The organism is Escherichia sp. WS1450, from assembly GCF_046487395.1.
Classification (GTDB): domain Bacteria; phylum Pseudomonadota; class Gammaproteobacteria; order Enterobacterales; family Enterobacteriaceae; genus Escherichia; species Escherichia coli.
The window spans coordinates 1-619 of the sequence record NZ_JBJQJO010000160.1 but is presented as its reverse complement, the minus strand read 5'-3'; the positions used below and the strand labels follow the sequence as shown (position 1 = coordinate 619).

Genomic DNA, 619 nt, shown 5'->3' with positions numbered 1-619 from the left:
ACTGCTCTTTAACAATTTATCAGACAATCTGTGTGGGCACTCGAAGATACGGATTCTTAACGTCGCAAGACGAAAAATGAATACCAAGTCTCAAGAGTGAACACGTAATTCATTACGAAGTTTAATTCTTTGAGCATCAAACTTTTAAATTGAAGAGTTTGATCATGGCTCAGATTGAACGCTGGCGGCAGGCCTAACACATGCAAGTCGAACGGTAACAGGAAGAAGCTTGCTTCTTTGCTGACGAGTGGCGGACGGGTGAGTAATGTCTGGGAAACTGCCTGATGGAGGGGGATAACTACTGGAAACGGTAGCTAATACCGCATAACGTCGCAAGACCAAAGAGGGGGACCTTCGGGCCTCTTGCCATCGGATGTGCCCAGATGGGATTAGCTAGTAGGTGGGGTAACGGCTCACCTAGGCGACGATCCCTAGCTGGTCTGAGAGGATGACCAGCCACACTGGAACTGAGACACGGTCCAGACTCCTACGGGAGGCAGCAGTGGGGAATATTGCACAATGGGCGCAAGCCTGATGCAGCCATGCCGCGTGTATGAAGAAGGCCTTCGGGTTGTAAAGTACTTTCAGCGGGGAGGAAGGGAGTAAAGTTAATACCTTT

The 619-nt window shown here is 49.4% G+C and carries 1 rRNA gene; it reads left to right on the top strand.

What is annotated here, in order from left to right:
* Positions 1–146: 146 nt before the first annotated feature.
* Positions 147–619, top strand: a 16S ribosomal RNA gene (locus ACJHYR_RS28120); the annotation flags it as partial.